22 protein-coding genes and 1 tRNA gene are annotated in these 20,663 nt (G+C 69.9%); 13 read left to right on the top strand and 10 right to left on the bottom strand.

All coding sequences use genetic code 11. The features are described 5' to 3' along the window. Window positions 1-5: 5 nt before the first annotated feature. From Voc01_RS24520 to Voc01_RS24505, 4 genes are all read left to right on the top strand, one after another. On the top strand, window positions 6-230 hold the full coding sequence (locus Voc01_RS24520) for a hypothetical protein (RefSeq protein ID WP_203929885.1): 225 nt from the start codon (window positions 6-8) through the stop codon (window positions 228-230). Next, complete coding sequence (locus Voc01_RS24515; RefSeq protein WP_203929884.1) at window positions 227-841, top strand: DUF2637 domain-containing protein; 615 nt, start codon at window positions 227-229, stop codon at window positions 839-841. The genes Voc01_RS24520 and Voc01_RS24515 overlap by 4 nt, the downstream gene beginning before the upstream one ends. 31 nt (window positions 842-872) lie before the next feature. After that, window positions 873-1,166, top strand: a complete 294-nt coding sequence (locus Voc01_RS24510) for a hypothetical protein (protein ID WP_203929883.1) — start codon at window positions 873-875, stop codon at window positions 1,164-1,166. A gap of 92 nt (window positions 1,167-1,258) precedes the next feature. Next, entirely contained in the window at window positions 1,259-3,412 is a 2,154-nt protein-coding gene (locus tag Voc01_RS24505; RefSeq protein WP_203929882.1) for a cell division protein FtsK, read from the top strand. 366 nt (window positions 3,413-3,778) lie between these two features. On the opposite strand, the gene Voc01_RS24500 is transcribed toward Voc01_RS24505, so the two are convergent. After that, window positions 3,779-4,066, bottom strand: a complete 288-nt coding sequence (locus Voc01_RS24500; protein WP_203929881.1) for a hypothetical protein — start codon at window positions 4,064-4,066, stop codon at window positions 3,779-3,781. On the opposite strand from Voc01_RS24500, the gene Voc01_RS24495 reads away from it, so the two are divergent. Beyond that, window positions 4,065-4,274: a helix-turn-helix transcriptional regulator gene (locus Voc01_RS24495; RefSeq protein ID WP_203929880.1), complete on the top strand. Its 210-nt coding sequence runs from the start codon at window positions 4,065-4,067 to the stop codon at window positions 4,272-4,274. The genes Voc01_RS24500 and Voc01_RS24495 overlap by 2 nt on opposite strands. Next, window positions 4,274-5,638: a tyrosine-type recombinase/integrase gene (locus Voc01_RS24490; RefSeq protein ID WP_203929879.1), complete on the top strand. Its 1,365-nt coding sequence runs from the start codon at window positions 4,274-4,276 to the stop codon at window positions 5,636-5,638. The genes Voc01_RS24495 and Voc01_RS24490 overlap by 1 nt, the downstream gene beginning before the upstream one ends. A 36-nt stretch (window positions 5,639-5,674) precedes the next feature. Here Voc01_RS24490 and Voc01_RS24485 read toward each other — a convergent pair whose 3' ends face one another. The 8 genes from Voc01_RS24485 to Voc01_RS24450 form a co-directional block, all read right to left on the bottom strand. Further along, the gene (locus Voc01_RS24485; protein WP_275423750.1) at window positions 5,675-6,526 is read right to left on the bottom strand and encodes a helix-turn-helix domain-containing protein; all 852 of its coding nucleotides are present in this window, start codon (window positions 6,524-6,526) and stop codon (window positions 5,675-5,677) included. 100 nt (window positions 6,527-6,626) lie between these two features. After that, on the bottom strand, window positions 6,627-6,818 hold the full coding sequence (locus tag Voc01_RS24480; protein WP_203929877.1) for a hypothetical protein: 192 nt from the start codon (window positions 6,816-6,818) through the stop codon (window positions 6,627-6,629). A 199-nt stretch (window positions 6,819-7,017) separates the two neighbouring features. Next, entirely contained in the window at window positions 7,018-7,254 is a 237-nt protein-coding gene (locus tag Voc01_RS24475) for a DUF397 domain-containing protein (protein ID WP_373873865.1), read from the bottom strand. Next, complete coding sequence (locus Voc01_RS24470) at window positions 7,241-8,101, bottom strand: helix-turn-helix domain-containing protein (RefSeq protein WP_203929875.1); 861 nt, start codon at window positions 8,099-8,101, stop codon at window positions 7,241-7,243. The genes Voc01_RS24475 and Voc01_RS24470 overlap by 14 nt, the downstream gene beginning before the upstream one ends. Before the next feature lie 563 nt (window positions 8,102-8,664). Beyond that, entirely contained in the window at window positions 8,665-9,429 is a 765-nt protein-coding gene (locus Voc01_RS24465; RefSeq protein ID WP_203929874.1) for a GntR family transcriptional regulator, read from the bottom strand. A gap of 34 nt (window positions 9,430-9,463) precedes the next feature. Further along, window positions 9,464-9,535, bottom strand: a tRNA-Arg gene (locus tag Voc01_RS24460). 135 nt (window positions 9,536-9,670) lie between these two features. Further along, window positions 9,671-10,336 carry a DUF305 domain-containing protein gene (locus tag Voc01_RS24455; RefSeq protein ID WP_203929873.1) on the bottom strand — a complete coding sequence of 222 codons (666 nt, stop codon included), beginning with the start codon at window positions 10,334-10,336 and terminating at the stop codon, window positions 9,671-9,673. Continuing rightward, on the bottom strand, window positions 10,336-11,259 hold the full coding sequence (locus Voc01_RS24450; protein ID WP_203929872.1) for a thioredoxin-like domain-containing protein: 924 nt from the start codon (window positions 11,257-11,259) through the stop codon (window positions 10,336-10,338). Before Voc01_RS24450 ends, Voc01_RS24455 begins: the two co-directional genes overlap by 1 nt. Window positions 11,260-11,364: 105 nt before the next feature. On the opposite strand from Voc01_RS24450, the gene argS reads away from it, so the two are divergent. Genes argS through Voc01_RS24425 form a run of 5 tightly spaced genes read left to right on the top strand, consistent with a single transcriptional unit; the run spans window position 11,365 to window position 18,090 of the window. Then, a complete protein-coding gene (argS, locus tag Voc01_RS24445) occupies window positions 11,365-12,987 on the top strand; it encodes an arginine--tRNA ligase (protein WP_203929871.1) in 1,623 nt (540 codons plus the stop codon). 6 nt (window positions 12,988-12,993) lie between these two features. Beyond that, entirely contained in the window at window positions 12,994-14,379 is a 1,386-nt protein-coding gene (gene lysA / locus Voc01_RS24440; protein ID WP_203929870.1) for a diaminopimelate decarboxylase, read from the top strand. A gap of 8 nt (window positions 14,380-14,387) precedes the next feature. Continuing rightward, window positions 14,388-15,674: a homoserine dehydrogenase gene (locus Voc01_RS24435; protein ID WP_203929869.1), complete on the top strand. Its 1,287-nt coding sequence runs from the start codon at window positions 14,388-14,390 to the stop codon at window positions 15,672-15,674. Next, entirely contained in the window at window positions 15,675-16,706 is a 1,032-nt protein-coding gene (gene thrC, locus Voc01_RS24430; protein ID WP_203929868.1) for a threonine synthase, read from the top strand. It abuts the gene before it with no gap. Between the two features lie 10 nt (window positions 16,707-16,716). Beyond that, window positions 16,717-18,090, top strand: a complete 1,374-nt coding sequence (locus Voc01_RS24425; protein ID WP_203929867.1) for an MFS transporter — start codon at window positions 16,717-16,719, stop codon at window positions 18,088-18,090. Window positions 18,091-18,096: 6 nt separating this feature from the next. On the opposite strand, the gene Voc01_RS24420 is transcribed toward Voc01_RS24425, so the two are convergent. Further along, window positions 18,097-18,684, bottom strand: a complete 588-nt coding sequence (locus tag Voc01_RS24420) for a hypothetical protein (protein WP_203929866.1) — start codon at window positions 18,682-18,684, stop codon at window positions 18,097-18,099. Between the two features lie 98 nt (window positions 18,685-18,782). On the opposite strand from Voc01_RS24420, the gene thrB reads away from it, so the two are divergent. After that, window positions 18,783-19,736: a homoserine kinase gene (thrB, locus tag Voc01_RS24415; RefSeq protein WP_203929865.1), complete on the top strand. Its 954-nt coding sequence runs from the start codon at window positions 18,783-18,785 to the stop codon at window positions 19,734-19,736. 274 nt (window positions 19,737-20,010) lie between these two features. Then, window positions 20,011-20,663, top strand: a 653-nt coding sequence (locus Voc01_RS24410) for a Rho termination factor N-terminal domain-containing protein (protein ID WP_203929864.1), incomplete at its 3' end; no start/stop codon positions are given.

Below are 20,663 nucleotides of genomic sequence, written 5' to 3'. Positions count from 1 at the left end.
CGACCGTGAGCCTCGGAATCTTCTCGCTGATCCTGCTCACCCTGCTGACCATGCTCGCCATCGACCGGAAGACCAGGGGCCGCGTCGTCCTCACCGCCGTCTGCGGCCTCATGCTCGGCCTGGTCGTCGCCGGCTCGGACGGCATGCTCGCCACGCCCTCCCGCGCCCTCGTCGACGGTGTCCGCGCCGGCCTGACCGTCATCGGCGAGCAGCTCGGCGGCGGCCAATGACGGCCGAGCAGCTCCGCCGCGTCCGGTGGGGTGTCCGCGCGGCGCTCGTTCTCGGCGTCGCCACGTCGGTAGCCGCCAACGTCCTGCACGCCAACCCGAACCCGATCAGTCAGGCGATCGCGGCGTGGCCGCCGCTGGCGCTGCTGCTGACCGTCGAGCTGATCTCACGGGTACCGGTCCACCAGCGGACGCTCGCCGTGGTGCGGTTCGCCGCAACCGCGTCGATCGCGGCGATCGCCGCCTACGTGAGCTACGTGCACATGGTGGGCGTTGCCGCCCGGTACGGCGAGCAGGGCGCGGCTCCCTACCTCATCCCACTGTCGGTGGACGGTCTCGTCATCGTCGCGTCCGTCTGCCTCGTCGAGCTCGCCGGCCGGCTTCGCGCCGTCGAGCAACCGGACACCGCAGCGGACATCGCGCCGGACAGCGTCGCTCCGTCCCTCCCGGACATCGAGCGGACGCCGCGCCGCAAGACCCGACCGACCACGGCGGCGGCCGTCGCGAAGCTTCGCGCCCGCCACCCGGACATGCCGACGACGGACATCGCGCGCCGCCTCGGCGTGACCGACCGCACCGTCCGTCGCCACCTCAACCGACCCGCAACCGTCTGAGAGGACACCAATGTTCAGCCGACACCTACGCATGATCATTGCCCTGCACGCGCTCGGCCCGACCGCCGAGGACGTCGCCGAGACCCTCGACAACGGCGGGTGGCGTGGTATTCCCGGCGACGCCGGTGCGTGCCCGATCGCCAACTACCTCACCGAAGCCGTGCCGGACACGAGGGGCGCCGCCGTCAGCGCCAGCGGCGCCACGGTGTTCCACCACGACGGCCGCGCCACCGAGACCGTGATGCCGATCGGCCCGGCCGCGTTCATCACCCGCTTCGACGACGGAGAGTTCCCGTACCTCGTCGACCACTCCGAACCCGAGTAGCTACGCCCGGGGCGCGGCCATCCGGCCTCGCAAACCTCCGGCCGCGCCCCGGCCCTCCCGATCAGCCATCAGACCTCTCGGAGGACTCCATCATGGCAAGCCCCGAACCCGACGGCATCGACTGGGCGGCCCTCGAAGCCGACCTCGCCGGTGCCGATGTGGTCGACCTCGGCAAGGCGCGGGCGCAACGCCGTCCCGCGGAAGCATTCGACATCGACGACGAGCGCGACGAGATCGGCGACGAGCCGATCCCGGTCGATCCGCCGGTCGCGGCCCGCAGGACCGAGCGGCGGCCGATCGTCCCGGCGTGGCTGCGGTCGCGCGCCGAGGCCGCCGCGGTGGCGCGGTGGGTGGTCGGCCATTACAGCCACGTCATCGCGTACCACTTGACCCGCATCCCGCTCTACGTCGGGCGGCTATTCGTCCGCTCACCGCGCGGCCTCGTCCGGTCGGTCGCGGCTACCTCGCGATGGGCCAGCGACGCCGAAGGGCTCCCGGTGCGCCTCGCCGCCGTCCGGCGGGAGGACGCCGAGGACTACCTGAAGCTCTCCCGCCAACGCGATGCCCGCGTGCGGCTCCGCACGCTCGTCCTGATCGCCGCATCGACCGCTGTGTCGGTCACCGTGATCGCACTGCTGATCGCCGACTCACGGTCGGCTTGCTGGGTCGCGACCGCCGTCGTGGTCGGGCTACTCGGTTGGATCGGCTCCACGCCCGACAAGCCCCTGTTGGACGTGGCTGCGGTGAAGCCGCGCGTGCGACGGCTGACGGCCGACGTGGTCGTGCGCGCATTCCTCGCATGTGGACTGTGCAAAGTGGACGATCCCATCACGTTCCCCGCGCCCATCGTGCGCGACGGTCCGGGGTGGCGGGCCGTCATCGACCTGCCGTTCGGCATCACCGCGGATAGGGCCATCAAGAAGCGCACCGACCTCGCCGCCGGGCTCGACCTCGACGAGGTACAGGTGTGGCCGTCACGGGTGCGGGGGACTGCCGGATCGGCGCGGCGGCTCGCGCTTTGGGTCGCCGACGAGGACCCGTACGCCAAGCCGTCCGGCCCGTGGCCGCTCATCGCCCGTGGTGAGGTCGACATCTTCGCGCCGTTCCCGTTCGGCGAGGATCAGCGCGGCGGACCGGTGCCGCTGCTGCTCATGTTCACGTCGCTGCTCGTCGGCGCGATTCCGCGCATGGGCAAGACGTTCGCCGGCCGGCTGCCGGTGCTCGCCTGCGCGCTCGACCCGATCGTCGAGCTGCACGTCTACAACGGCAAGGGTCCGGTCGACTGGCTGCCGTTCGAGCGGATCGCGCACCGGATCGGCTTCGGCGTCAGGGACGACGTCGTGCAGTCTCTTGTGGACGATCTGCGCACCCTCGTCGCCGACATGAACCGCCGGTACGACACGATCGGCGCGTTGCCGGCGGACTTCTGCCCAGAGGGCAAGGTGACCCGCGCCATCGCCACGAAGCGCGCGCTGCGACTGTGGCCGGTGCTCATCGCCATCGACGAGTTCCAGCGCTACAGCGGCCACCCAGCGCACGGCGACGAGATCGTGTCGCTGCTGACCGAGCTGTGCAAGGTCGGTCCGGCCGTCGGCATCATGGTCGTGCTGCTCACCCAGAAGCCCGACGGCAAGGCCGTCCCCACGGACCTGCGCGACAACATCGGGACGCGGTTCGCCCTCAAGACGATGACGTGGCAGTCCTCCGAGGCCGTGCTGGGCGCCGGATCGTACGGAGCCGGCCACGACTCCTCGCGCTTCCAGCGGGCGCACAAGGGAGTCGGCATCCTGTTGGGCGCTGACGACTCCGGAGCCGTCGACGAGGCCGTGACCGTACGGACCTACCTCGCCGCCGCTGCCGACGTCGAAGCCGTGGTGACGCGCGCCCGAGCGCTCCGCGAGGCTGCCGGAACGTTGAGCGGCCACGCGGCCGGCGAACTTCACGCCCTGGCCGTCGCTGCCCGGGACACGTTGCTCGACGACATCCTCGCCGTCGTCCCGGTCGCCGAGGCCAAGGTCTGGTCGGAGACCGTTGTGGCGCGCCTTATCGAGCTACGCCCGGATGTCTACGACGGTTGGGAGCCGGCCCAACTCGCCGCCGTGCTCAAGCCGTACGGCGTCACGGTCGGCCGGCAGGTCTGGGCAACCGACCCCGCCACCGGCAAGGGCGCCAACCGCAAGGGCATCCATCGCGCCGACGTCGCTGCGGCCGTCGCCGACCGTGACCACCGAGGCAAGGCCGCATAGCCGCGCGAGCCGCTAGGTCTATCGGCCCGACCCGCTAGACCTAGCGGCCCCGCTAGCGGCCGAGACCGCCTCTCACCTGCGCACTAGCGCTCTATCGCCGGTGCGCCCTTCGACCTCGAACCTCGCTGAGGAGCACTCCGTGGACTCCCTGTCCTTGATCGCTAGCCTGCTCTGCCCGACCTTCGTTCTCTTCACCCTCTGCTACGCCGCGCTCTGCGCCGCCTCACCGTTCGGCCCGTGCCGTCGCTGCAACGGCCTCGGCCGTGTCCGGCCCGGCACCCCACGCGGCCGGCTCTGCCGACACTGCAACGCGACCGGCATCCGCATCCGGCTCGGCCGCCACCTCTGGAACCAAGCGGCTCGCATTCACCGGGACGGCACCCGATGAGCCGCCACCCCGAGTGGTGCGCCCTGGGCGCCGGATGCGCCCTCGGCGAGCACCGAGCCGCGCCGGTCGCCGTGATGGCTCTTGGTTCGGCCGGCGTACCAATCGCCACCGGCGAACTGACCCGGGTCGCCGACCCCGCTGGCCGCGAGCTGGCCGAGATCCGGCTCCGCGTCGCGCTCCCGCCCGGCGACGAGGCCGCCCTGGTCCACCTGACGGCCGCGCTCGCCGAGCTGCGGGCCGTCGTCGATCGTCTGGGAGGTCGACATGAAGCGAGATGACGCGAAGCGCAAGCGTGACCGGTACCACCTGACGATCGCCGAGGTCTGCGACGACCTCGAAATCGCCCGATCCACCTTCTACGACTGGCGCGCCAAGCGCCGCGCACCCCGCTGCATCAAGCTGCCGAACGGTGGCCTCCGCATCCGCCGCGACGACTACGAGTCGTGGCTTGAGGGCTTGGAGGACGCGGCCTAGTGGAGACGACTTTCGACGTCCGGATCTGGAAGACCGAGGTCTACCAGGGCACGCGAAGCACCAGCTACTACGTCCGATGGGTAGTCGCAGGGAAGCAGTGGCGGGAAGCCTTCAAGCAGTCGGCTCTTGCGGAGAGCTTCCGGTCCGAGCTGGTGTCGGCCGCGAGGAAGGGCGAGGCGTTCGACATCGCGTCGGGGCTGCCCGTCTCGAAGCGGCGCACTACCAGGGACGTTCCCTGGTACACGTTCGCGTGCGAGTTCGTGGACATGAAGTGGCCCGACGTGGCCGCCACGACCAGGCGCACGCACGCCGAGGCTCTGATGACGGTCACCACCGCCATGTTCTCCAACGTCCGAGGCAAGCCCGACGACAAGCTGATCCGCTCGGCACTGTGTCGGTGGGGCTTCAACACCAACCGTCGCAACGACCCGAACATGCCTGACGACGTCGCCGCCGCGCTGCGGTGGGTGGAGAAGCACACCAGGCCCGTCTCGGCCTTGAGCAAGCCGGACATCCTGCGAGCCGTTCTCGCTGGCCTCACCCGCCGGCTCGACGGCGCTCAGGCCGCGCCGAGCGTGCTCAGCCGCAAGCGGAAGATCTTCAACACGGCAATCGAGTACGCGGTAGAACGCGAGCTGCTGTCGAAGAATCCGGTACCAGCGCTGAAGTGGAAGCCGCCCAAGCCGGTGCTGGCCGTCGACCGCCGGTCGGTGGCGAATCCGCTACAGGTCCGTTCGGTGCTCAATGCCGTCCGGGATCAGCAACGGAGCGGACCGCGGTTGGTGGCGTTCTTCGGCTGCCTCTACTTCGCCGCGCTGCGTCCGGAAGAGGCAGTGGCGCTGAAGAAGCACAACCTCTCGTTACCTGAACGTGGATGGGGCGAGCTGCACTTGGAGACCGCCGAGCCGCATGCGGGCAAGGAGTGGACGGACAGCGGCGAGAACCGCGACCGGCGTCAACTCAAGCAGCGCGAGCGGGGCGAGAGCCGGACCGTGCCGTGCCCACCGGAGTTGACGGCCCTCTTGCATGCCCACATCGCGGAGTTCGGCACCGCCCCGGACGGTCGGATCTTCGTGGGCGAGCGCAACGACTCGGAGCTTCCGAAGCTTACGATCACCCGAGCGTGGAAGCGCGCACGGGCCGACACGTTCATCGATCGGGTGGCTGCATCGCCTCTGGCCCGTACGCCGTACGACCTCCGGCATGCTGCTGTCTCCACCTGGCTGAACGGCGGCATTCCCTCAGCCGACGTCGCGGAGTGGGCCGGTCACTCCGTCGAGATCCTTCACAAGATCTACGCCAAGTGCCTCGACGGGAGCGGCGAGGCGCTACGACAGCGGATCGACCGAGCCCTCGGCCACTGAGCCGACCACCGTACGGGCCTGGCTGACGCGAGTCGTTCAGCCAGGCCCGTCGGTGTGCCTGCCTCGGAACTCGTTGATGGAGACCGCTTGCGCGTAGATGTGAGTGAAGACGCGGCGGTACTCGGTGACCTCGGCCAGCCGTTCGAGGTAGCGAGCCCCGGTTTGGGCTTCGATATGAACCACCGCAGGATCCTCCGCCGCCGGAAACCCGAGGATGCCAAACGCCCCTCCGTGGATGGCCGGGTGAGCACCGGCTTGCAAGGGCAAGATTCGGATGTCGACGAGCGGGAGTTCCAGGGCAAGGTCCTGAAGGTGGGCGATCTGTTCGTCCATGACGTCGGCTCCGCCGACCGAGCGCGCCAGAGCGGCCTCTCCGAGTACCACCGTCAGCCGTGGTGGCGGAGTTCGGGTCAGCAGCGCCCGCTGACGTTCCCGTTCGAGGTGGACGTACTCCCGCACCGCCATCTGATCGGCCTCAGGACGGGACACCAGGTACAGAGCCCGCATGTAGTCAGGAGTCTGAAGAAGCGGGTGCACCCGTTCCGGCTCGTAGGCGTCGATGCTGTCCGCTATGGGCTCCAACCCAGAGCGCAAAGCGTAGCGGGGTGGCGTGGACCGGAAGTCTTCCCACCATCCGTGACCCCTGGTCGCCTGGGCGAGGTTGGCGAGAGCGTCTGTCGTCAGGCTGTCGGCACCGTAAAGCCAGCACAGCGCCCGAACGTCGGCGAACTTGACTTCACCCTTGCCGGTTTCGATCCGCCACAGCTTCACGCGAGACGCGAGGTTCGCCGCCTCGACGTCGGCCTCGGTCTTGCCGACCGTGGTGCGCAACTGCCGTAGCCACCGTCCAAGCTGCCGCCGTGCAACCGTCGTCCCTCTAACTGACATCGACTCTCCCCAGGCATGTTCATGATGCAAGCTGCATCACTCGCAATGCATAGTCGTCTAGACGTGTAGTCGGCGCAAGGGGTTGACGCGCCGCCCACGATTACGGCTGTTCGACGAAGGTGGCAGCCGCGAACAGCAACGTCAGTGCGCCGGCGAAGGTGGCGCCGCCGGCGACAGCGGCCGATTGCAGATCCTTGTTCTTGGCCCAAGCCAAGACGCCGCACACGATGGCGAGCACGAGGCTCGCAAGGGCGAAAATGGTCAACCACAGCATGCGGATCGACGCGTTCAACGAGGGTCCCTTCCTGACCTACACCTCTCCATTTGAGAGAGATGGATCAGGTGACTCCGCCCTGCTCCGCAGGATCCGCGGATCGGACAAGAGTGTCAAGACCTTCGAAGTGCAATAGGCCCGGGTAGGCGTGGCCGGTACCGTATTGATAACGATTGGTCCAGCCTATTGCGGATGATCACGGTGGTATCGCTCGGTATCAGCGCCCGGTGGGCGGTAATTGTTCGTGGCAGACCGCAGTGATGAAAGCCTGCCACTGCGCCGGGGTGAACGCCAGAACTGGTCCGCTCGGCTGCTTTGAGTCCCGGACCATGACTGAATCCGAACCGATGGCGACCTCCACGCAATCGCCGTTGCCGCCTCCGCTGCTCCGGCTGCTCTTGCGCCACGTGGCATCGCTCAGGTTCACCGTGGACCGTCCTCTACTCGCATTCATCCCGGGCGCGGGCGATGATGTCGCGCGACGCCTGTACCCCCACCGCTTCCGCGCGAAGGTAGTCGAACGCAAGCGTAAAGCGCGCCACGTCGTCCTCGCCCTCGACGTCGAGGTCACCCGTCAACGTCTCCACGAACACCACGCTGGGATGGCCGGGAAAATCCATGACCGTGAACGCGCCATTGAGCCCGGCGTGCCAGATCGTCTGCTGTTCGAGAACCTGGATTGTCACGTTCGCCGGTGGTGCGAGCAGGTAGTCGAGCTGATCCCTGAGAACGGCGTGGCCGCCGATGGGTCGGCGCAGTAGGGACTCGTCCAACACCGCCCAGAGCTTCAAGGCTCCGTCCGCGAGCCGCTGTTGCCGCGACAGCCGGGCTTCCACAAGCTTGGAGACCTCGTTGCTGGTGCGGTTGCGGCCGGCCGGCTCACCCGTGAAGGTCGCCCGCGCGTACGCCTCGGTCTGCAAGAGGCCGTTTATCGTTCCCCACGACCACGTATGCAGCTCGGATGCCTCGGCTTCGAACGCGATGTAGGTGCTGAGGCTGCTCGCAATGATGTCGCGGTAGTCCTCCCACCATCCTCGGCCACGGGCCTCCCGCGCGAGCCGCCAGAACTGGTCTTGTTGTTCCTGCTTCGTGACGCCATACAGCGCCAGCATCAGGAACAGATCGCCTTTGCTGACGCCGGTCTGCGCCAGTTCGATCCGGGAGACCTTGCCCTGCGAGCAACCAATCTCGTCGGCGACCTGATCGGCCGTCATCCCCGCCGCGACGCGAAGCCGCTTCAACTCGATCCCGAGTTGACGCCCACGGACGGTGGGCGTTCGGCGTTGCGGCTTGGGCGGCACGCGACGCAGTTTCCGTGACGCGTCTGCCGAGTTCAAGTCGCTCACCTCACTTGCGCTGTCTGGACGTCTAGACGAGTATGCATCGTGAATGATGCACATAGTGATCAAGGGAGTGCGAAGTGATCTACGTAGTGGTGGCCGTGGTCGGATTCCTCGTCGGTCTGTTCGCCTTCAAAGTGAAGTCGCGATGGTGTCCGGAATGCGGCGGCTGGACCTGCGATCGCCGTCCGTCATGAGCCAACACCGCGTTCAACGTCCCGAGTGGACATGCCGGATCGATGGCGAGAACTGGCCGTGCCCGCCAGCCCGACGGCAACTACGGGATATTCACAAGGAAGACCCGGACGTGCTCTCCAGACTGCTCGCCACCCTGTCGATGGTGGCCGCCGTCGACCTCGGAACGCCGAGCCCTGCACTTCTGTACCGCCGCTTTGTGGCCTGGACCCTCGGCTCGGCCACGAGGTGCCGCGTCTGCCAACGGCGCGGCCACGATGTGCTTCCGGGCCTGCCGCCACGCGTCTTCCCGTGCCCCAAGTTGGCCGAGTGCGACGCTCAAGGCCAAGTCACCACCGGTACTTGAGCTTCCATAGGTGGCTCGGCATCACCTGGACGCGCACCTCGACCGGCACGTCCTCGGCCGCGTAGGCGACGCCCCAGATCTCGACCACGGTCTGAAACGCTTCCAGCTCCAACGTTCGCTGCTCGGCCTCGTCGGGCACGCGGACCGTCACGTCTTCGGCGAAGCGCACTGGTGCCAGCCGCGAGCGCGGGTCGACGTCTTCCCGCAAGAGCGCCTCGTCGGTCGACCACCGGTAGTACGAATCCGAGATCTGTACCGGCTCGCCGCCGGCGAGCATGAGCATCCGTCGCACCAGCACCGGCGAACCCTCGCCGAGCCGCAACGTCGAAGCTACAGCCGGGGGAGCGGACACCTGGCCGATCTCGCGATACCTCGATTCGAGACCGTCGGGTTGCCCGGCCTCCCGCGTGATCCGAGGCAGGCTCCGAACCCGCGTGTCGGCGCCACGTCGCACCTTCACATCGCCGGACGTCCGCAACAGGGTCAGTGCCTTGTTGATCGTGACCCGGGTGACCCCGAACTCCTCAGCCAGCCGGGTCTCGCTCGGCAGCGACGAACCCGGCGGGTACCTGCCGTCGTCGATGCGCGCCCGCAGTTCGGAAGCGATCTGCGCGTACTGCGACCTCGGCGTCTCGACCATGGTCGCCAAGGCTAGCCGCGCCAAAACTTGCGCGCGTATTTGGCGTGGACACCCGTAAACAGCCAGATCTGGGCGAGCACAGCCGGACATACGAAGAAGGCCCACCACAGAGTTTCCCCTGGTAGTGGGCCTTTCGCTTGGGTGCCCCCGGCAGGATTCGAACCTGCGCTCCCGCCTCCGGAGGGCGGTGCTCTATCCCCTGAGCTACGGGGGCCAAATCGCCAGATCCAGTCCGTGCGACCACAGAACCATAGCAGAGCCCCAACAGCACCCGCCTCCGGGTTACCCACCGCGCTCCGCGCGGGGAAGGCCGCGCAAGGGGAGGCCGCGCGGGGAAGGCCGCGCGGACCTACAGCGGCTCAGCCCCAAGAACCTTCAACAGCTCCCGCAGCGCCTCGATCTCCCCCTGCTGCGCCTGCCGCATCTGTTCGGCCAGCGGCCGTACCCGGTCATCGTCCGAGGCGTCGAGGACGGCGTCGATCATGTGGATGCCGCCCAGGTGGTGGCGCAGCATCAGCTGGCAGAACAGGATGTCGGCGTCCTTGCCGGAAGCGGCCTCGAGCCGCGCCAGGTCGTCTCGGCTGGCCAGACCGGGCATGCGGCCGTCGGGCTGGAGCATCTGCCTGCCGCCGGGGACCCAGGCCATCGGCGCGCGGTCGGTGGTCGACGGGAGGCGCCAGTCTTCGAGCCAGCCCTCCATCACGCCCACCTGGTACTGCTGGGTGGTGGCGATGTCGTACCCGATCCGGCGCACCGTGGAGTCCTGGCCACGGTCGTACTCGACCATCCCCATGTGGACGGCCTGGCGGTGATGGGTCGACATGTCCCGCGCGAAGCCGGCCTCGGCGGAGTCGTCGCCCGGAGCGGTCAGGATCGGCGCCCACTGGCCGGCGAGGAAGCCCGCCGCGAGCAGGGCCACCGCGCCGAGTACGCCAAACGCGACGAGCGCGCGACGCGACCAACCCAACGGCCGCGTCACACGCTCGTCGACGTCGAGGTCGTCGTCGACGACCATCAGCCGCCCGTCTGCTGCTGGAGGTCGCGCGGGGTGGTGCCGGTCTCGGTGATGCCACCGGAGCACTGCGCCTGCTCGACACCCGCGTTCTTGCGCGTGGCCTTGATGAACTCGTCGATGCGCTTGTCGGACGGGTTGTCGGTCTTCAACTGGAAGCCCCACGCCTGCACCGACACGGTGGTGTCGAGGTTCTCCATCGGGCTCATCAGCGCGTACTCCTTGCCGCGGACCTTGCCGGCAAGGGCTTCCTTCTGCGCGGCGTCGACCTTGGCCGGGTTGTAGACCAGCCAGACGGCACCGTGCTCCATGCTGTGCACGGCGTGCTCGCTCGCGATCGGCGCGTCGTAGACCTCGCCCATGCAGTTCTGCCAGTCGGCGTTGTGCTTGCCGGCGACGGGCGGGTTCTGCTCGTACTTGATCGGCCCGGACTGGTGCTGAGCGGCCTTCACCAGGTCGGGCTGCGACTTGCGGAAGTTCACCGCGCCGTCGATCGCGCCCACCCGGTCGGACACCGTGAGCGCGCTCTCGTACACGCGCCACCCGGCGTAGCCGATGATGCCGACGGCGACGAGGATCACCGCGGCGAACATGGCGATCGGACCCCAGTTGCGACCCTGGCTCACCTTGACCGGCGCGAGCGGCCGACGGCCGCCACCCTTGGCGGCGGGACGGGCACCGGCGCCGGCCTTGGCGGCGGGACGGGAAGAGGCGGCCTTGGCCCCGGCCTTCGTGGCACTCGCCGTCCGTCCGGCGGCCTTTGAAGCTGCCTTGGAGGCCGACTTCGAAGCGGCCTTCGAAGCGGCCTTCGACGGGGTAGAGCCGGCCGACTCTTCCTTCTTCTCCAGGTTCGGCTTGCCGCCAGCGGTGGCTTTGGTGGCCGAAGGCCGGCGCGATCCGCCGCTCTGCGGTGTACTGATGCTCATGGGCCTCGTCCGTGGTGGGGGTCCGGTCAATCGGTCTCAGGAGGCGGCGGGCCACCCGAAGGGGCGCCGCCAAGTATGGGAGTCTACCCCCGATAGCATTGGTCAGTGACTCCCGCTGAACTGGCTGCTCTGGTACGGGCGGCAGCGAGCACCGTGCTGGCTGCTCGCGGGCTCGACCTGGCAGTTCTGCCAGCTTCAACGAGCGTTGAGCGTCCGCGCAACCCCGAGCACGGCGACTATGCGTCCAATCTGGCCCTCCAGCTGGCAAAACCGACAAAAACCCCGCCCCGGGAGCTGGCAAAAGACATAGCCGAGGCGCTGCAGACGCACCAAGAGATCAAGAGCGTGGAGATAGCCGGCCCGGGCTTCCTCAACATCCGCCTCAGCGCGGGCGCCGCCGGAGAGCTCGCGCGCGTCGTGGTCACGCAGGGCAGAGACTACGGACGCGGTGACGCGCTCAGCGGCCAGAACATCAACCTCGAGTTCGTGAGCGCGAACCCGACCGGGCCCGTGCACCTGGGCCACACCCGGTGGGCCGCGGTCGGCGACTCGCTCGGCCGCATCTTCGAGGCCGCCGGCGCGCGGGTCACCCGCGAGCACTACACCAACGACGCCGGCGCCCAGCTCGAGCGCTTCGGCCGCTCCCTCTACGCGGCGGCGCACAACCAGCCCACGCCGGAGGACGGCTACGGCGGCGATTACATCAAGGAAATCGCGCAACAGATAGAAGCAGAATCCGAAGAGGACTTCCGCGAGCAGGGCTACCGGCTGATGCTGGCCGAGATGAAGCGGAGCCTGGAGCGGTTCAACGTCCACTTCGACGTCTGGTTCTCGGAAAGATCGCTGCACGAAGGCGGTGCCGTGGAGCACGCCATCGACGTGCTCCGCAAGAACGGGCACATCTTCGAGAAGGACGGCGCCACCTGGCTGCGCACCACCGACTTCACCGACGACAAGGACCGGGTGATCGTCCGCGGCAACGGCGAGAAGACCTACTTCGCCGCCGACTGCGCGTACTACATCAACAAGCGTGAGCGCGGCTTCGACCGCTGTCTCTACCTGCTCGGCGCCGACCACCACGGGTACATCGGCCGGCTCAAGGCGATCGCGGCCTGCGCCGGTGACGACCCCGAGAAGAACATCCAGATCCTCATCGGCCAGCTGGTGAACCTGATGCGCGGCGGCGAGCCGGTGCGGCTCAGCAAGCGCGCCGGCACGATCATCACGCTCGACGAGCTGGTCGACGCGGTCGGCGTCGACGCCGCCCGGTACTCGCTGGCCCGGTCGAGCACCGACTCGCCGCTGACCCTCGACATCGACGAGATCACCCGGAACGCACCGGAGAACCCGGTCTTCTACGTGCAGTACGCCCACGCCCGGATCTGCAGCCTCCTCAAGAAGGCGGCCGATCTCGACATCGACAAGGGCGAGCTGAAGCCGGCGGAGCTTCAGCACGAGAAGGAGCTCGACCTCCTCAAGGCCCTCGGCGAATTTCCCCGGGTGGTCGCCACCGCGGCCGAACTGTGTGAACCGCACCGCGTCGCGCGGTACCTCGAGGAACTGGCCACCACGTACCACCGGTTCTATGACAACTGCCTCGTGGTGCCCCGTGGCGACGACCCGGTCACCGACGTCAACCGCGCCCGGCTCTGGCTGGTCGAGGCGGCCAAGATCGTGCTTGCCAACGGCCTCGCCCTGCTCGGCGTCTCAGCACCCGAACGGATGTAACACACAATGCGCGCACATGAAGCGGGCGCCCTCCACGGCGACCTCGGCTCCCGGGGGCCGGCGTGGCTGCGCACCCCCCACGACGTCAACGCCCTGACGGCCGAGCTGTGGCCGGCCACCGTCACGCGGTCCCCTGACGGCAGCCTGACCGTCGGCGGCCTGGACGTGCGCGACCTCGCGCGCGAGCACGGAACGCCGGCATACGTCCTCGACGAGGCCGACGTGCGCGAGCGGTGCCGCCGCTTCCGGGCCGGCTTCGAGGGCGCCGACGTGTACTACGCCGGCAAGGCGTTCCTCTGCAAGGCGATGGTGCGCATCGTCGCCGAGGAGGGCCTCAGCCTCGACGTGTGCACCGGCGGCGAGCTGGCCGTGGCGCTGGCGGCCGGCATGCCGCCGGAGCGGATCGGCCTGCACGGCAACAACAAGTCGCCACGCGAGCTCGAAAGAGCCGTCGAGGCCGGCGTGGGGAGGATCGTCGTCGACTCGTTCGACGAGATCGACAGGCTCAGCGAAATCGCGCGGCAAAAGGGTGCAAGGCCGAAGGTCATGGTCCGCGTCACCGTGGGCGTCGAGGCGCACACCCACGAGTACATCGCCACCGCCCACGAAGACCAGAAGTTCGGCTTCTCCCTGTTCGGAGGCGCCGCGAAACGGGCCGTGGCGAAGATCATCGAGGAGGACACCCTCGAACTCGTCGGCCTCCACTCCCACATCGGCTCGCAGATCTTCGACACGTCCGGCTTCGAGCTCAGCGCCCGCCGGCTGCTCCAGCTGCACAAACAAATAAAAGATCAACACAACGTCGAGCTCCCCGAAATGGACCTCGGCGGCGGCTTCGGCATCGCCTACACCACCCAGGACGACCCGGCCGACCCCGCCGACCTCGGCGCCCAGATGTTCGGCCTGGTCAAGCGGGAATGCGACGCCCTCGGAATCCAGTCACCGCGGTTGAGCGTCGAGCCGGGACGGGCGATCGTCGGCCCGTCGGTGTTCACGCTGTACGAGATCGGCACGGTCAAGGACGTCGACGGCATCCGCACCTACGTGAGCGTCGACGGCGGCATGAGCGACAACATCCGCACCGCGCTGTACGACTCGTCGTACAGCGCCACCATCGCGAACCGCGCCAGCGACAGCGGGCCCGTGCTCGCCCGCGTCGTGGGAAAACATTGCGAGGCCGGCGACATCGTCGTGAAGGATGAGTTCCTGCCGGCCGACGTGCGGCCCGGAGATCTTCTCGCCGTGCCCGGCACCGGTGCCTACTGCCGCAGCATGGCGAGCAACTACAACCACGTGCCCCGTCCGCCGGTGATCGCCGTCGCGAACGGGGAGGCCAGGGTCATCGTGCGCCGGGAAACAGAAGACGACATCCTGGCGCTCGACGTCGGATAAGGGGAACCATGTCCACACCCGTGAAGATCGCGCTGCTCGGTTGCGGCACGGTGGGCTCCGAGGTGGTGCGGCTGCTCCACGAGCAGGCCACCGACCTCACCGCCCGCGTCGGTGCTCCGCTGGAGCTGGTCGGCGTCGCCGTCCGGCGTCCCGGCCGAACGCGTGACACGGGGATCGACCCGGGCCTGTTCACCTCCGACGCGATGGGTCTCGTGCAGCGCGACGACGTCGACGTGGTGATCGAGGTCGTCGGCGGCATCGAGCCGGCCCGCACCTGGCTGCTCGAGGCGCTCAAGCGCGGCAAGAGCGTCGTCACCGCGAACAAGGCGCTGCTGGCAGAGGACGGCGCCGTGCTGCACGACGCCGCTGCCGAGGCGGGCGCCGACCTGTTCTACGAGGCCAGCGTCGCGGGCGCGATCCCGCTGCTGCGCCCGCTGCGCGAGAGCCTGCACGGAGACAGGGTCACCCGCATCACCGGCATCGTGAACGGCACCACGAACTTCATCCTCAGCGCGATGGACGCCACCGGCGCCAGCTTCACCGAGGCGCTCGAGGAGGCCACCGCCCTGGGCTACGCCGAGGCCGACCCGACCGCCGACGTCGAGGGCTTCGACGCCGCGGCCAAGGCCGCGATCCTCGCGAGCCTCGGGTTCCACAGCAGGGTCACCGCCGCCGACGTCTACCGCGAGGGCATCACCGAGGTCACCGCCACCGACGTCGCCAGCGCGAAGGCGATGGGCTGCACGATCAAGCTCCTGTGCATCGCGGAACGGAACCACGACGCCGTCACCGTCCGCGTGCACCCGGCCATGATCCCGCGGACGCACCCGCTGGCCAGCGTCGGCGACGCGTTCAACGCGGTGTTCGTCGAGGCCGAGGCCGCCGGTCAGCTGATGTTCTACGGCCGCGGCGCCGGCGGCGCGCCGACGGCGAGCGCGGTGCTCGGCGACCTGGTCGCGGTGGCCCGCAACCGGCGCACCGGTGCCCGCGCCCCCAGCGAGAGCGCCTACGCGCAGCTGGCGGCCCGCCCGATCGGCGAGGTCGTCACCCGCTACCACGTCTGCCTCGACGTGTCCGACCGGGCCGGTGTGCTGGCCACGGTCGCCGGGGTCTTCGCCCGGCACGGCGTCAGCATCGCCACGGTCAACCAGGCCGGGCGCGGCCACGACGCCGTCCTCGTGATCGTCACCCACCGGGCGCCCGACGCGGCGCTCGCGGCGACGGTCGCCGAACTGCGCACCATCGACGCGGTGAAGGCCGTGGCGAGCGTTCTCCGGGTGGAGGGGGACCTGTAAATGTGGAAAGGCCTTATCGAAGCGTTCCGTGACCGGCTGCCGGTCACGGACGCCACGCCTGTCATCACGCTGCACGAGGGCAACACGCCGCTCGTGCCGGCACCCGAGCTGAGCTCACGCACCGGCTGCGACGTGTACCTGAAGGTCGAGGGCGCCAATCCGACCGGCTCGTTCAAGGACCGCGGCATGACGCTCGCGGTGTCCAAGGCCGTCGAGGCCGGGCACAAGGCGATCATCTGCGCGTCCACCGGCAACACGTCGGCGTCGGCGGCGGCGTACGCGGCGCGCGCCGGCATCACGTGCGCCGTGCTCGTGCCCACCGGCAAGATCGCGCTGGGCAAGCTGTCGCAGGCGCTGGTGCACGGCGCGAAGCTGCTCCAGGTGGCGGGCAACTTCGACGACTGCCTCGCGCTCGCGTCCAAACTGGCTCTCGACTACCCGGTGGCGCTGGTGAACTCGGTGAACGAGTTCCGGCTGCACGGCCAGAAGACCGCCGCCTTCGAGATCATCGACGCGCTCGGCGGCGCGCCCGACATCCACTGCCTGCCGGTCGGAAACGCCGGCAACATCACCGCGTACTGGATGGGCTACCAGGAGGCCGGCACGAGCCCGCGCATGTTCGGCTTCCAGGCCTCCGGCGCCGCGCCGATCGTCAATGGCACGGTGGTGCCCGAGCCGTCGACGATCGCCACCGCGATCCGCATCGGCAACCCGGCGTCCTGGACCCGCGCCGAAGACGCCCGCGACCAGTCCGGCGGCCTCATCCGCGCCGTCACCGACCGCGAGATCCTCGCCGCCTACCGGCTGCTCGCCCGCTCGGTGGGCGTGTTCGTCGAACTGGGCAGCGCGGCGAGCGTGGCCGGCCTGCTGCAGACGGCGGCCGCTGGCGACCTCCCCGCCGGCTCGACGGTCGTCTGCACGGTCACCGGCCACGGCCTGAAGGATCCCGAGTGGGCGATCGCCACCGCCCCCTCGCCGGTCACGATCCAGGCGGAGGCCCTGGCAGCGGCGAAGGCGCTCGACCTCGCGTAGCGTGCGGGGGGTGCCCCCGGTCCTTACCGTCCTGATCCGGAACCGCGACTTCCGCCTGCTGTTCTTCTCCGAACTGGTCCTCTTCGGCGGCGACTGGTTCGTCATGATCCCGCTCCTCACGCTGCTGCCGGAGCTCACCGGCAGCGGCCTGTGGGGCGGCCTGGTGCTGACCGCCGACATGGCACTGCTCGCGCTGCTGCTGCCGTACACCGGCACGGTCGCCGACCGCGTCGACCGCCGCCGGGTCATGGTCACGGCGAACCTCGTGGGCATCATCGCGGTCGCCGCGCTGCTGCTGGTCCGCTCGGCCGGCACGGCCTGGGTCGCGGTCGTCGCCGTGGGCTCGTTCGCGATCGCGAAGGCGTTCTACTCGCCGGCGGCGTCGGCCGCGCTCCCCAACACCGTGCCGCCCGAGGACCTCGCCACCGCGAACGCGCTCGCCGGGTCCGCGTGGGGCACGATGCTCGTCGTCGGCGCGTCGCTGGGCGGCGTGGTCTCGGCGGTGGTCGGGCCGTACTGGTGCTTCGCCGTCACCGTGCTCTGCCTGCTGGCCTCGGCCTTCGCCGTGTGGCGGGTCCGCCGTCCGCTCCAGGCCGTCGTCCCGATGAGTGGAGACGGCGTGAGCGGCACCGAGCCGCACGACGTCCTCGACACCCCGCCGCATCCCAGCGGCGTCGCGACGCCTGACGGCGCCGCGTCCGGCGGCACCGTGCCACACAGCGCCGCGTCCGGCGGCACCGTGCCACACAGCGCCGCGTCCGGCGTACGCACCGCACCGGCGCCGCACGCGTGGGACGCCCTTGTCGAGGCGACCCGGTACATCCGCCGCAGTCCGCGGGTCGCGGCCCTGGTCACCGTGAAGAGCGCGGTGGGCCTGGGCAACGGCGTCCTCGTGGCTTTCCCGCTGCTCGCCAGCGTCGTCTTCCGGATCGGCGAGCTCGGCACCGGTCTCCTGTTCGCCGCCCGCGGCGCGGGCGCGCTGATCGGCCCGCTGCTGTTCCGCTGGGTGCTCAAGCGCCGCGAGCTGCTGCTGCCGGCGCTGGCGGTGTCGATGTCGCTGTACGGCCTGGCCTATCTGGCGGTGGCCGTGACGCCGTGGTTCTGGCTGGCCCTGATCCTCGTGACGGTGGCCCACCTGGCGGGCGGCGGCAACTGGGTCATGTCGAACTTCGCCCTGCAGGAGGAGGTCCCCGACGCGCTGCGCGGCCGGGTGTTCGCCACCGACATGATGATCGCGACCCTGGCCATCGCGGCGAGCCAGCTCGTCGCTGGGGTGTTCGTCGACCACGTCTCGCCCCGCGTGGTGGTCGCGGTGTGCGCGCTCACGACCGTCGGCTACGCCCTGGTGTGGCGCCTTCTGACCCTCCGGGTCATGCGAGGCTGACGCCCGTCAGCGGTGGTTCTGCTGGTCCGGGGGCGGACCGTCGAACGTGCCGTGGGGGATCGACCAGACGCCGGAGTGGATGTTCCAGTTCGGCTGGGCCTGCTGGGGTGGCGTCCAGCCCTGCGTGGGCTGCGCCGCCGGTGCGGGCGTCGCGCCCGCCGGTCCGGGTGCCGGCGCTGGCGGCGGCACCGTGAAGCCGCCCGGTGCGCCCGGCGCCGCCGGCATGGGCCCCGGCCCACCGGCGGGACCGGCGACCCGCCCGTCGATCAGGTCGGCACCGGCCGACCGCCCGACGTTCGTGGACGCGAACAGCAACCCGATCGAGACGACGATCAGTAGCCAGCCGATGAACGACACCGCGAAGTGGGCGCCGGTGACACCGGAGTAGCCGTCGGAGTCGAGGATGCCCGGGAAGATGGCGAGCCACCAGACCATGTCGAGGATCGCGGAGAGCACCAGGAGCGCGCAGGCCGTGCCGGCCAGCCCCACGGCGAGGCCACCGACCCGCCGCGCCCGCACCAGGGTGAGGATCCCGCCGCCGAGGGCAACGATGATCAGCACGATGTCGCTGAGGACAAGGCCCAGGTTTCCCATCATCGCCACCTAGCGTCGATCTGTAGCCGATCCATGACCGTGCTCATTTCGGCCGGCCCACCGTATCCCGTCCCGGCACCCGAATAACATGCCCGTTCATGGCGCTCATCTCCACGCCGGTCGTGGTTCGCACTCCGGCAACCAGCGCGAACCTCGGCCCCGGGTTCGACTCCTTCGGGCTGGCGCTCGCGCGTTACGACCTCGTCGAGGCGCGGATCGCCGCGTCCGGCGTGGTGGTGGAGGTGGCCGGCGAGGGTTTCGGCGAGCTGCCCGGCGACGGGTCGCACCTGGTCGCCCGCGCGATGGCGGCGGCGTTCGAGCGGCTCGGCGAGCGTCCGGCGGGCGTGCTGGTGCGGTGTCGCAACGACATTCCGCAGGCGCGCGGGCTCGGTTCGTCGTCGGCGGCGATCGTCGGGGGCATTCTGGCGGCGCGCGCGCTCACCGTCGAGGGCGAGCGGCGATTGGACGACGCGCAGGTGCTGGCCCTGGCGACCGAACTCGAAGGGCACCCCGACAACGTGGCGCCCTGCCTGCTGGGCGGGTTCACCATCGCGTACATGGACGGCGGGGTCGGCCGGGCCGTGCGGCTCACGCCGTCGCCGGAGGTCGTGCCGGTGGTGTACGTGCCGGCCGAGCGGGGGCTCACGGCGCACGCGCGGGCCGCGTTGCCGCGTGACGTGCCCCACGCCGACGCGGCGTTCAACGCCGGTCGGGCGGCGCTACTTGTCCATGCTCTGACAGTCGATCCCGATTTGTTACTTTCCGCGACTGAAGATCGTCTGCACCAGCCATATCGGGCCGCCGAAATGCGACAGTCCGCCGATCTGGTCGCTGACCTGCGGTCGGCCGGGGTGCCGGCGGTGGTCAGCGGTGCCGGTCCGACGGTGCTGGCCCTGCTGCGTACGGGCGATTCGGGCGCGGAGGCGGCGCCCGACGCGGGGCCGGCGTGGCGCACGTGGCGGCTGCGTGTCGATGTGACGGGTGCGTCGACTGCGCAGGGTACTATTGGACACGCCGAGCGGGACCCTGTTGCCGCAGGTCGAGAGAGTTGATTACGCTCTAGACCGCAGCATCCGCTACGCGCGGCGATCGCGAGCGGGGCGGCGTACCCCGAATCCTCTGGCACCCCCAGCTGCGCCGGCCGCCTTACCCGCAATCTCCACGCAACTCGTTGGCGCAGAGCGGGGTTCGGTTTTCCGGTTGGAGGCAACCGGGCCGGCCGTTCGCTGCAACAAACCCTGCCGCGCCGAGGGCTCGGCAGGTTCCGAGGCCGCCCGGCCATTCAGAGATTCCGGGCAGCCCCGGCCTTACGAGGGAAGGAATCCATTGAGCGAGACCACCGAGGTCACGGCCGACGTGACCAGCGGCGGCGCCACCGCCGAGGCGGCGGTCGCCGAGCGGGCAGGCACCACGCGCCGGCGGCGCGCCGGTGGCGGGCTGGCGTCGATGCTGCTGCCCGAGCTGCAGAGCCTGGCCGCTTCGCTCGGCATCTCCGGTACGGCCCGCATGCGCAAGGGCGAGCTCGTCACCGCCATCCAGGAGCGCCAGGCCGCTACGGCCGCCCGCAGCGAGGTTGCCGCGGCGCCCCGTACCGAGTCGCCAAAGGACGAGCGCCCGAAGGTGGCCGCCGAGCCGCTGCCCATCGCCGTCGAGTCGGCGTCGCAGCCGGTGGCGCAGGCCGCGTCCGCCGCCGCCCCGGCCACCGGCGCTGCCACCGCCGACCAGCCGTCCGAGGGCCGCACCCGCCGTGCCAGCCGGCCGGCCGGGCCGCCCGAGCCGCGTCCGTCGTCCGACGTGCGCGCCGCCCAGCAGGGCGAGCCGGCCGCGGAGGAGCGCTCACGCGAGCGGTCCGACCGTCAGAACCGCGACGACCGTGCCCAGAACGAGCGGGGCCAGAGCGAGCGCGGCGACCGCCGCGACCGTAACGACCGCGACGGCCAGCGCGGCGACCGCGACAACCAGCGCGGCGAGCGCGGCGA

It is taken from the genome of Virgisporangium ochraceum, assembly GCF_016863655.1.
GTDB lineage: Bacteria > Actinomycetota > Actinomycetes > Mycobacteriales > Micromonosporaceae > Virgisporangium > Virgisporangium ochraceum.
The sequence above is the reverse complement of the archived record's forward strand: the minus strand, read 5'-3'. Positions and strand labels throughout refer to the sequence as shown.

Coding starts and splice junctions, on each gene's coding strand:
- Voc01_RS24515 (WP_203929884.1), top strand. CDS start 227: ATGACGGCCGAGCAGCTCCGCCGCGTCCGGTGGGGTGTCCGCGCGGCG.
- Voc01_RS24510 (WP_203929883.1), top strand. CDS start 873: ATGATCATTGCCCTGCACGCGCTCGGCCCGACCGCCGAGGACGTCGCC.
- Voc01_RS24505 (WP_203929882.1), top strand. CDS start 1,259: ATGGCAAGCCCCGAACCCGACGGCATCGACTGGGCGGCCCTCGAAGCC.
- Voc01_RS24495 (WP_203929880.1), top strand. CDS start 4,065: ATGAAGCGAGATGACGCGAAGCGCAAGCGTGACCGGTACCACCTGACG.
- Voc01_RS24500 (WP_203929881.1), bottom strand. CDS start 4,066: ATGTCGACCTCCCAGACGATCGACGACGGCCCGCAGCTCGGCGAGCGC.
- Voc01_RS24485 (WP_275423750.1), bottom strand. CDS start 6,526: ATGTCAGTTAGAGGGACGACGGTTGCACGGCGGCAGCTTGGACGGTGG.
- Voc01_RS24475 (WP_373873865.1), bottom strand. CDS start 7,254: ATGAATGCGAGTAGAGGACGGTCCACGGTGAACCTGAGCGATGCCACG.
- Voc01_RS24455 (WP_203929873.1), bottom strand. CDS start 10,336: ATGGTCGTCGACGACGACCTCGACGTCGACGAGCGTGTGACGCGGCCG.
- Voc01_RS24450 (WP_203929872.1), bottom strand. CDS start 11,259: ATGAGCATCAGTACACCGCAGAGCGGCGGATCGCGCCGGCCTTCGGCC.
- lysA (WP_203929870.1), top strand. CDS start 12,994: ATGCGCGCACATGAAGCGGGCGCCCTCCACGGCGACCTCGGCTCCCGG.
- Voc01_RS24435 (WP_203929869.1), top strand. CDS start 14,388: ATGTCCACACCCGTGAAGATCGCGCTGCTCGGTTGCGGCACGGTGGGC.
- thrC (WP_203929868.1), top strand. CDS start 15,675: ATGTGGAAAGGCCTTATCGAAGCGTTCCGTGACCGGCTGCCGGTCACG.
- Voc01_RS24420 (WP_203929866.1), bottom strand. CDS start 18,684: ATGGGAAACCTGGGCCTTGTCCTCAGCGACATCGTGCTGATCATCGTT.
- thrB (WP_203929865.1), top strand. CDS start 18,783: ATGGCGCTCATCTCCACGCCGGTCGTGGTTCGCACTCCGGCAACCAGC.